Origin of the sequence: Nocardioides sp. J9 (genome assembly GCF_007829375.1) — a bacterium.
Classification (GTDB): domain Bacteria; phylum Actinomycetota; class Actinomycetes; order Propionibacteriales; family Nocardioidaceae; genus Nocardioides.
The window spans coordinates 1-9634 of the sequence record NZ_VLJQ01000104.1; the positions used below are offsets into that span (position 1 = coordinate 1).

The following is a 9634-nucleotide window of genomic DNA, read 5'->3' on the forward strand; positions in this document are numbered from 1 at the left end:
CGGGTAGTCGGGTAGTCGGGTAGTCGGGTAGTCGGGTAGTCGGGTAGTCGGGTAGTCGGGTAGTCGGGTAGTCGGGAAAACGACACCGACCCGCCGCTGTGACAGCGACGGGTCGGTGCGTGGAGCGGTGCGTCAGGCGGGGAAGCCCTCGCCGGACTCGGCGAGCTTGCGCAGCCACGGGGTGGCCTCGAAGCGCTCGCCGTACCTGGCGGCCAGCTCGTCGGCCCGCGCGAGGAACGCGTTGAGGCCGACCTCGCCGGTCGCCTTGTCCTCGTAGCCGACCATGAACTGCACGGCGCCACCGGTCTGCGGCGGGAAGCCGATGCCCATGATGGAGCCGATGTTCGCGGCGGCGGCGGAGGTGATGACGCCCTCCTCGAAGCACTTCGCGGTCTCGAGCGCCTCGGCGAACAGCATCCGGTCGCGCACGTCCTGGATGTCGGGCTGCTCCTCGGCGACCGGGAACACCTCGGAGAGGCCCTCCCAGATCGACAGGCGCTTGCCGGTCTCCTGGTCGTAGTCGTAGAAGCCGGCCTTCTTGAGGCGGCCCGGACGACCCAGCTCGAGCATCTTCTCGACGACCTTGATGCCCGGGTGCTCCGTGGTCATCGTGCCGTCACCCTTCTCGGCAGCCTCGCGGGTGGCCTTGGCGATCTTGCCCATGAGCTCGAGGTTGAGCTCGTCGGACAGCTGCAGCACCGGGGCCGGGTAGCCGGCCGACGAGGTGGCGCGCTCGATCGTCCACGGCGCGACGCCCTCGGCGAGCATCGCCATGCCCTCGTTGACCATGAAGCCGATGACGCGCGAGGTGTAGAAGCCACGGCTGTCGTTGACCGTGATCGGCGTCTTGCGGATCTGCTGCACGACGTCGATCGCGCGGGCGAGGCTCTCCTCGGAGGTCTCCTTGCCGGAGATGATCTCCACCAGCGGCATCTTGTCGACCGGCGAGAAGAAGTGCAGGCCGATGAAGCGCGGGCGGTCGGCCTCGTTCTCCAGGCCGGCCGCGAGCTCGGTGATCGGCAGGGTCGAGGTGTTCGAGCACAGCAGCGCGTCGGGCGCGAGGTGCGGCAGGATCTCGGCGAACACCTTGGCCTTGAGGGCCGGGTCCTCGAAGACGGCCTCGACCACGAGGTCCGCGCCCGCGGCGGCGGACGGGTCGTCGGTCGCGGTGATCCGGCCGAGCAGCTCGGCCTTCTTCTCCTCGGTCGACTTGCCGCGGCTGATCGCCTTGTCGAGCAGGCCCTCGGAGTAGGACTTGCCGCGCTCGGCAGCCTCGACCGAGACGTCCTTGAGGACGACCTCGACGCCGGCCCGGGCGAGGACGTAGGCGATGCCCGCACCCATCATGCCGGCGCCCAGGACGACGGCCTTCTTCGCCTGGTAGGGCTCGATGCCCTTGGGGCGCAGCGAGCCGGAGTTGATCGCCTGCAGGTCGAAGAAGAACGCCTGGATCATGTTCTTCGAGTTCTGGTTGACGATCAGGTTCGCGAGGTAGCGCGACTCGATCCGCGAGGCGGTGTCGAAGTCGACCTGCGCACCCTCGACCGCGGCCGAGAGGATCGCCCGCGGGGCCGGGTAGTCGGCGCCCTTGAGCTGCTTGCGGAGCAGGGCCGGGAAGGCGGGCAGGAAGCCGGCCAGCGCCGGGGACTTCGGGGTGCCGCCGGGCATCTTGTAGCCGGGCGCGTCCCACGGGTTGAGGGCGGCCTCGGGGTTGGCCTTGATCCACGCCTTCGCGGCGGGGACGAGCTCCTCCTGGGTCTCGACGACCTCGTCGACGACGCCCTTCTTCAGCGCCGCCTGCGGGTTGAACTGCGTGCCCTGGAGCAGCACGTCCATCAGCGCGGTCTGCAGGCCCCACTTGCGCACGGCGCGGGTGACGCCGCCACCGCCGGGCAGCAGGCCGAGGGTCGCCTCGGGCAGGCCGAGCTTGATCTTCGAGTCGTTGACGACGATCCGGTGCTGGGCGGCGAGGGTGATCTCGTAGCCACCACCGAGCGCGGCGCCGTTGATCGCGGCGACGACCGGCCTGGGGAACAGCTCGAGGCGGCGCAGCGCCTTCTTGACGTTCTCCGCCATCTCGAAGACGTCCTGGGCGTCGTCCTTGGTGGCGGTGACCATCCGCTTGAGGTTGCCGCCGGCGAAGAAGGTCTTCTTGGCCGAGGCGATGACGACGCCGGTGACGTCGTCCTGCTCCTCGTACAGGCGCTCGACGGCCTCGGCCATCGAGGTGATGTACAGCTCGTTCATCGTGTTCGCGCTCGCGGTCGGGTCGTCGAGCGTGAGGGTGACGATGCCGTCGGCGTCGCGGTCGTACCGGACCGCGGTCTGCGTGTCAGTGCTCATGTCTTCTTTCGGTTCCGTGAAAGTTCGAGAGGTCGGGACGAGACGCTCAGACGCGCTCGACGATGGTCGCGATGCCCATGCCGCCGCCGACGCAGAGCGTGGCGAGGCCGCGGCGCAGGTCGCGCCGCTCGAGCTCGTCGATCAGGGTGCCGAGAATGATCGCGCCGGTCGCACCCAGCGGGTGGCCCATGGCGATCGCGCCGCCGTTGACGTTGGTGATGTCGTGGCTGATGCCCATGTCGCGCATGAACCGCATGGCGACGGCGGCGAACGCCTCGTTGATCTCGAACAGGTCGATGTCGCCGACCTCGAGGCCGGCCTTGGCCAGCGCCTTGCGGGCGGCCGGGGCCGGACCGGTGAGCATGATGATCGGGTCCGCACCGGAGACCGCGGTGGCGATGATGCGCGCCCGCGGGGTCAGGCCCAGGTCCTTGCCGACCTGCTCGTTGCCGATCAGGGTCAGCGACGCGCCGTCGACGATGCCGGAGGAGTTGCCGGCGTGGTGGACGTGGTTGATCTTCTCGAGCCAGTGGTACTTCTCGAGCGCCACGTCGTCGAAGCCGGCGTCGGCACCGAGCTGGGCGAAGGACGGCTTGAGGCCGGCGAGGCCCTCGACGGAGGTGTCGGGGCGGACGGTCTCGTCGCGGTCGAGGATGGTCAGGCCGCTGACGTCCTTGACCGGGATGACCGCGTTGTCGAAGTAGCCGTTGGCCCACGCCTTGGCGGCGCGGTGGTGCGACTCGGCGGCGAACGCGTCGACGTCCTCGCGGCTCCAGCCCTCGATCGTCGCGATCAGGTCGGCGCCGATGCCCTGCGGCACGAAGCCCGCCTTGAACGCGGTGGCCGGGTCGGACGCCCAGGCGCCGCCGTCGGAGCCCATCGGGACGCGGCTCATCGACTCGACGCCGCCGGCGAGGATCAGGTCCTCGAAGCCACCGCGGATGCGGCTGGCGGCCTGGTTGACGGCCTCGAGGCCGGAGGCGCAGAAGCGGTTGAGCTGGACGCCCGCGACGGTGTCCGGCAGGCCGGCCGCGATGGCGGCGGTCTTGGCGATGTCGCCACCCTGGTCACCGATCGGCGACACGACGCCGAGGACGACGTCGTCGATCCGGTTCGGGTCGAGACCGGGGTTGCGCTCCTGCACGGCGTCGATCAGTCCGACGGCGAGGTCGACCGGCTTCACCTCGTGGAGGGAGCCGTTGGCCTTGCCCCGACCGCGCGGCGTGCGGAGGTGGTCGTACACGAATGCTTCTGCCATGACCGTCCTTGTGTCCTGGTTCCAGTGGCGGTGTGGCGGCGTCGCGAGGCGCGCCGCGCACGGGATGGATCTCCCTTGGGAACGATTGTGACACTATTACTGTCATGGTCAAGAGCGAGGGCCCGGCAGGTGATGCGACGCACACCACTCCCGGGGGGCAGGGCGACGAGGACCTGCTGACCCTGGAGGAGCTCACCCGGCGCACCGGGCTGAGCGTGCGCACGGTGCGCTTCTACACCTCCCGCGGCCTGGTGCCGCCGCCGATCCGTCGTGGTCGGTCGGGCTACTACAGCGCCGAGCACGTCGCCCGGATCGAGCTCGTCCTCGAGCTGCAGAGCCACGGCTTCACGCTCTCGGCCATCGAGCGGTACGTCGCCGGCATCCCCGACGACGCGACACCCGAGGACATCGCACTGGCGCGCACCATGCTCGCGCCCTGGCAGTCCGACCTGCCGGTCGAGATGGACCGGTCCCAGCTCGAGCAGAAGGCGGGACGCGAGCTCTCCGACGACGACGTCGCGACCCTGCAGGCCCTCGGCGTGATCCGGATCCGCGGCTCGAAGTACCTCGTCGCCACGAACCAGCTCGCCATCGGCGTGCGCCTCATCGAGCTCGGTTTCCCGCGCGAGGTGGCGGTCGCCGCGGCCGCGGTCTACCAGGAGCACGGCGAGCAGATGGCCAAGGAGCTCTACGACGTCGTCAACGACAAGCTCGCGCCCCTGTACGACGACGCGGCCACCTCGGAGCACTACCGCGAGATCATGGAGCGCCTCAAGCCGCTGTCCGTCGGCGGCCTGGTCACCGCCTACGAGGCCGCCGTCGCCCGCGCGGCCCGGCTCCCCCGCCGCCGCGGCGATTGACCGCACGAGGGAGAGCGGCAGGGGACTCCTCCTGCCTGCCTGCCTGCCTGCCTGTCAGGAGGGCGCGACGCCGGTCAGCCGGAAGCTGCCGTCCTCAGCGGAGCGTCCGGCAAGACGGGCGAAGCTCGTCGAGGACGCGATCCCCGCTCGTCGTCAGGTGCGGCAGGTCGACCACCTGCCGGGCGAGCTCGGGCACGTCGAGCAGCAGCGACCACGTCAGGTCGGTCATGAACCTGTGGATGCCGGCGTGCCCGCTCTCGTCGCGCATCGCGCGCAGGTAGGCCTCGTCACACCGGACGTCCCTCATCCTCACGCGAGCAGGTCCTTCGCCATGACCGCCACCATCAGTCGGTGGCGTCAGACTTCTTCGACGTCGCAGTTCTGGAGGCTCGTCCGACTGACGAGCTCGTAGGCCCGGTCACTCAGCCTCAGCCGGAAGTCCTCAGCCAGGCTCACGTCGTCGTCAGCACTGCCCGTGACCTGGAGCCAGCGGAACGTCGGCAGCTCGAGCGAGGGGTCGATGAGTGCTTCCTCGTCAACCGTCACGTCGGCCTCGGCAAGCGCATATCCGCTCAGGTCGGACTCCTCCAGGATCGACGCGAGGCGCTCGGTCACGAGGTAGACGGGAAACACCTCGAGGAGGTCGTCGCCGAGCCACCCCGTGAGGGTGATGTGGAAGCGCACCACTCGCGGAGGGTGTACGGAGGTGTCGAGCTCACCGCGTTCCCCGATCTCTCCGGGGACCTCGGGTTCCAAGATGAAGGACATGGAGAGGATCCTTCCTCATCAGACCGGCGGGTTGAACAGGTGGCCGAACTTCTTGTCGATCTCTGTCGCGAAGTCCAGGAGCTCCTGCTGGGTTGCGGCAGGATGGGTCCGGTAGAAGCGGTTCCACTCCTTGCGGATGGCACTCAGGTGCACGGTGTTGTTGACGTCCCGAGGGATTCCTCGCAGGTTCTCGATCGAGTGGAGCTCGTCCTGTGAGACCACACCCGGGTACCTGCGGCTCACCTGTCGCTCGACCGCGTGGTGGACGACCGTCTCGCTCATGTCGACATCCGGGTTCGCCGACGAGAACGTGTTTCGGTAGTTGTGGTCGCTCGTGTTGCCGAACGTCGCCCTGTAGTCCGGAGCCCGTCCCGGGTTGCCGGTCAGGGCGGACGCGGCCCTGTCCGTCGCGTCGATGTCGTCCGCGTTGCGCGCCGTCCGACGACCCTGTCGACGCAGCTGGCCGCCGACGCCGTCGCCCATGTTGCGGAAGCCCTTGACGAAGGCCTCCATGATGTCGTCCCACACCTTGCGGTTCACGTCGTCTCCCTCAGCCGCCGGTGACGTTCAGGCTCATCAGGTCGGCGAGGAGCTGCTCGGTGCGGTCCTCGATGTCAGCCGCGTTGACCTCCAGCTCGGCCGATGCCTGGCCGAGCGCGGCGAGGTCCGCCATGAAGCGCCCGGGGTCGGCACCCGTGGCCTCGACGATCGGCGAGTCCAGGACGGCCATCACGATCGCCGGCACCTGCTCGGCCAGCGGCTCGATGACCATCGGCAGGACGATGCCCATCGCCTCCTCCATCGCGATGTCCATGGCGGCGTTGAGGAGCGCCTTCTTCGCGAGGATCACGGCCACGGCGCCCGGTGCGGTGAACGGGTTGGTCAGCATCGCCGCCACCGTGACGGCCGTGGAGGTGACGTCGATGATCACCTTGGTCTTGAGCGCGGTGACGACCCCGGCCGCGATGTCGACGCCGGTCGCGGCGGGGTCGATGACGTCGACCAGCTTCTGCAGGTTCTGCGACCGGTTGGCGTTCCACGCCGCGACGTACGCGAGTCCCGCCTCACCCTCGAGGGAAGCGGCGAGCTCGCCGTTGATCTTGTTGTCGGTGCGCTGGATGACGTCCTCGAGGTCGCCGCCGTAGGCGCGCAGCATCTCTGCACCCCGGCGCATCTCGTCCTCGTCGAGGTCGGGCCACTCGAAGCCCAGCTTGTCCATGATCCAGACCAGGCCGTCCGGCAGCATGATCCCCACGGCAGCGTTTCCCTTCGGTCAGACGGATGTGCCCGACGACTCCTTCCCGAGGTGCGTCGTGGCAAACCCGGGGGCGACGAGCCGCGGCCGCCCTGGCCGCCGGACCGAAGGGTCCGTGGCTCAACGAGCGCGGGAGCTGAACCCCGCCGCGCTGTGGCCACCACCGGATCCGGTGCCACGCGAGCGCGAGCGGCCGCGGCCGCCACCCGAGCGCTGACCGGCCGGCTTGCCGCCCTGGCCCCCGGTGCGGGCCTGGCCCGAGCGCTGCCCGCCCTGGCGCGAGCCGCCCCCGGCGGTCGGGCCGGACTGCTTCGCGGCCGGCTTGCGACCGGAGCGGCGTCGGCCGCCGCCACCGTTGCCGCCCTTGCCGCCGCCCTGGGGGGCGGCCGGCGTCAGGTCGATCCCACCGGGGCGGGAGCGCTCGCCGGGGGCGAGGTCCTGCAGCAGCGGGTGGTCCGGCGCGGTGATCCGGGTGGTGGTCGGCTTGATCCCGGCGGCCCGGGTGAGCGCGCGTACGTCGCCGCGCTGCTCGCTGGTCATCAGCGTCACCACGGTGCCGGCGGCACCGGCGCGGGCCGTGCGGCCGGACCGGTGCAGGTAGGCCTTGTGCTCGGCGGGCGGGTCGGCGTGGACGACCAGCGACACGTCGTCGACGTGGATGCCGCGGGCCGCGATGTCGGTGGCGACGAGCGTGGTCGCCGTGCCGCTGTGGAAGGCCTCGAGGTTGCGGGTGCGCGCACCCTGGCTCAGGTTGCCGTGCAGGTCGACGGCCGGCACGCCGTTCTTGTTGAGCTGGCGGGCCAGCGCCTTCGCACCGTGCTTGGTGCGGGTGAAGACGACGGTGCGGCCGGGCGCACTGACCAGGTCGAGGAGCACCGGCAGGCGCTGCTCGCGCTCGACGTGGAGCACGTGGTGGTCCATCTTCGCCACGGGCGACTGGGCCGAGTCGGCCTCGTGCACGGCCGGCTCGTCGAGGTAGCGCTTGACCAGGACGTCGATCGCGTTGTCGAGCGTGGCGGAGAACAGCATCCGCTGGCCCGACTTCGGCGTCTGGTCGAGGAGGCGGCGCACGGCCGGCAGGAAACCGAGGTCGGCCATGTGGTCGGCCTCGTCGAGCACGGTCACCTGCACGTCGGCGAGGCTGCAGTGGCCCTGGCCGATGAGGTCCTCGAGCCGGCCGGGGCAGGCGATGAGGACGTCGACGCCGTTGCGCAGGGCGGTGACCTGCGGGCCCTGGCCGACGCCGCCGAAGACGGTCGTCGTGCGGAGGCCGGCGGCCTCGGCGAGCGGGGCGACGGTGGCCGAGATCTGGGTGGCGAGCTCGCGGGTGGGGGCGAGCACGAGGGCACGCGGCCGCTTCGGGGCCGGCCGGCGCGTCGTACCGGACGCGAGGCGGGCGACGAGCGGCAGCCCGAAGGCGTAGGTCTTGCCCGACCCGGTGCGGCCGCGGCCGAGCACGTCGCGGCCGGCGAGCGAGTCGGGCAGCGTCGCTGCCTGGATCGGGGTGGGAACGGAGATCTGGGCGGCGTCGAGGACGGCGAGCAGGTCAGTGGGTACGCCGAGGTCGGCGAACGTGGACGTCACAGGTGGTTCTCTCCGGGGAGCGCAGCGCAGAGCGCGGCGATTCCCCTCAGCTGGGCGTCTCGCCGTGCTGCCCGTCTGGTGACGGGGCGGTGAAGCGGTGCCTCTGTCGAGGGGCGCTGCGCGTGAGCGGTGCGCCGGGACCCGGGGCAAGACTGGCCGGGTCGGTGCGACCAGCCTAGGGCCCCGGGGTCCGCGGCGGTGAATCGGCGGCGGTGGCGTCAGCCCTCGTCGGTGACCTGGACGGCGGCGCCGCGCTCGATCAGGCCGTCGACGTCCTCGACGCCCCACGCCGCGAGCGCGTCGCGGGTGTGCGCACCGGCGACCGGGGCCGGCGGCAGCGAGAGCGAGGCCTTCGTCCGCGAGAACCGCGGGGCCGGCTGCGGCTGCAGCACGCCCTCGTGCTCGACGAAGACCTCACGCGCCTTGATGTGCGGGTGGTCCCTGGCCTCGCTGATCCGCAGGATCGGCGCGACGCACGCGTCGGTGCCGTCGAAGACCGCGCACCACTCGTCGCGGGTCTTCTGCTTGAACGTCGAGGCGATGAGCTCGCGCAGCTCGTCGGTCTTCTCGAGGTCCCAGCGGTCGGGGGCGACGTCGGCGATGCCGAGCAGCTTGAGGAACTCGTCGTAGAACTGCGGCTCGAGCGCGCCGACGGACATGTGCTCGCCGTCCGCGGTCTCGTAGATGTCGTAGTAGGGGGCACCACCGTCGAGCAGGTTGGACGCCCGCTCCTCCTTGAAGCCGCCGCCGGCGAGGAAGGCGGCCGTCATCGCGTTGAGGTTGGCGGTGCCGTCGACGATGGCCGCGTCGACGACCTGGCCCTTGCCGGAGGCCTTCGCCTCGAGGACCGCGGCGAGGATGCCGATGACGAGGTAGGTCGACCCGCCCCCGAAGTCACCGACCAGGTTGCCCGGGAACTGCGGCTTCTCCTTGACCTGGCCCAGGCCGTGCAGCGTGCCGGTGATCGCGATGTAGTTCATGTCGTGGCCGGCGGCGTGCGCCCACGGGCCGTCCTGGCCCCAGCCGGTCATCCGCCCGTAGACCAGGCGCGGGTTGCGCTCGTGGCAGGCCTCCGGACCGAAGCCGAGCCGCTCGGCCACCCCCGGGCGCATGCCCTCGACCAGCACGTCGGCCTGCTCGACCAGGTCGAGCACGGTCCTGACCGCCTCGGGGTCCTTGAGGTTGAGCGCCACGCTGGGCCGGCCGCGGTTGAGGAGGTCGTGCGACCCTCCGGTCAGCATCTGCCCACCGGGCCGCTCCACGCGGATCACGTCGGCGCCGAGGTCCGCGAGGATCATGCAGGCGTGCGGGCTGGGCCCGATGCCCGCGATCTCGACGACCTTCAGGCCCTTGAGCGGACCGGTTCCCTGACCAAGCTCGAACGTCATGGGCAGATCATGGCACGGATCGTGACAGTGTTGGTGTCACGGTCCCACGGCGCGAGCACGTCGTCTGCCCAGTCGACCGTCCGCCGCCGGTCGAGGCGAAGCGCCCCAGCGCCGAGTCTCGAAACCAGCGGCCCCGATGCACCGGACTGTGCCCACCACAGCCCGCCACGCAGGCCCG

General features: G+C 70.7%; 10 protein-coding genes. 1 reads left to right on the forward strand and 9 read right to left on the reverse strand.

The annotated features are described in order from the left end of the window. Positions 1-132 precede the first annotated feature (132 nt). The gene (locus L615_RS17935) at positions 133-2343 is read right to left on the reverse strand and encodes a 3-hydroxyacyl-CoA dehydrogenase NAD-binding domain-containing protein (RefSeq protein ID WP_028655070.1); all 2211 of its coding nucleotides are present in this window, start codon (positions 2341-2343) and stop codon (positions 133-135) included. 46 nt (positions 2344-2389) lie between these two features. Then, on the reverse strand, positions 2390-3601 hold the full coding sequence (locus L615_RS17940; protein WP_028655071.1) for an acetyl-CoA C-acetyltransferase: 1212 nt from the start codon (positions 3599-3601) through the stop codon (positions 2390-2392). A gap of 104 nt (positions 3602-3705) precedes the next feature. Here L615_RS17940 and L615_RS17945 point away from each other — a divergent pair, with 104 nt between their 5' ends. Further along, entirely contained in the window at positions 3706-4461 is a 756-nt protein-coding gene (locus L615_RS17945) for a MerR family transcriptional regulator (RefSeq protein ID WP_145725981.1), read from the forward strand. Between the two features lie 94 nt (positions 4462-4555). Here L615_RS17945 and L615_RS17950 read toward each other — a convergent pair whose 3' ends face one another. The 7 genes from L615_RS17950 to L615_RS23870 form a co-directional block, all read right to left on the reverse strand. After that, positions 4556-4774: a hypothetical protein gene (locus L615_RS17950; protein WP_145725983.1), complete on the reverse strand. Its 219-nt coding sequence runs from the start codon at positions 4772-4774 to the stop codon at positions 4556-4558. Between the two features lie 44 nt (positions 4775-4818). Further along, positions 4819-5229: a hypothetical protein gene (locus L615_RS17955; RefSeq protein WP_028655073.1), complete on the reverse strand. Its 411-nt coding sequence runs from the start codon at positions 5227-5229 to the stop codon at positions 4819-4821. Between the two features lie 18 nt (positions 5230-5247). Then, entirely contained in the window at positions 5248-5769 is a 522-nt protein-coding gene (locus L615_RS17960) for a hypothetical protein (RefSeq protein WP_028655074.1), read from the reverse strand. A 10-nt stretch (positions 5770-5779) separates the two neighbouring features. Further along, on the reverse strand, positions 5780-6484 hold the full coding sequence (locus L615_RS17965) for a hypothetical protein (protein WP_222430606.1): 705 nt from the start codon (positions 6482-6484) through the stop codon (positions 5780-5782). Positions 6485-6604: 120 nt separating this feature from the next. After that, positions 6605-8068, reverse strand: coding sequence for a DEAD/DEAH box helicase (locus L615_RS17970; RefSeq protein ID WP_028655076.1), 1464 nt, complete (start codon positions 8066-8068; stop codon positions 6605-6607). Positions 8069-8286: 218 nt separating this feature from the next. Then, positions 8287-9456 (reverse strand): CaiB/BaiF CoA-transferase family protein, encoded by a 1170-nt coding sequence (locus L615_RS17975; RefSeq protein ID WP_028655077.1) that lies wholly within the window; start codon positions 9454-9456, stop codon positions 8287-8289. Further along, the coding region (locus L615_RS23870) for a hypothetical protein (RefSeq protein WP_222430607.1) at positions 9453-9634 on the reverse strand (182 nt) is incomplete at its 5' end. The genes L615_RS23870 and L615_RS17975, both read right to left, overlap by 4 nt.

What these genes read in the sequence shown, in the direction of transcription:
- L615_RS17945 (WP_145725981.1), top strand. Translation starts at nt 3,706, where the DNA reads ATGGTCAAGAGCGAGGGCCCGGCAGGTGATGCGACGCACACCACTCCC.
- L615_RS17955 (WP_028655073.1), bottom strand. Translation starts at nt 5,229, where the DNA reads ATGTCCTTCATCTTGGAACCCGAGGTCCCCGGAGAGATCGGGGAACGC.
- L615_RS17975 (WP_028655077.1), bottom strand. Translation starts at nt 9,456, where the DNA reads ATGACGTTCGAGCTTGGTCAGGGAACCGGTCCGCTCAAGGGCCTGAAG.
- L615_RS17940 (WP_028655071.1), bottom strand. Translation starts at nt 3,601, where the DNA reads ATGGCAGAAGCATTCGTGTACGACCACCTCCGCACGCCGCGCGGTCGG.
- L615_RS17935 (WP_028655070.1), bottom strand. Translation starts at nt 2,343, where the DNA reads ATGAGCACTGACACGCAGACCGCGGTCCGGTACGACCGCGACGCCGAC.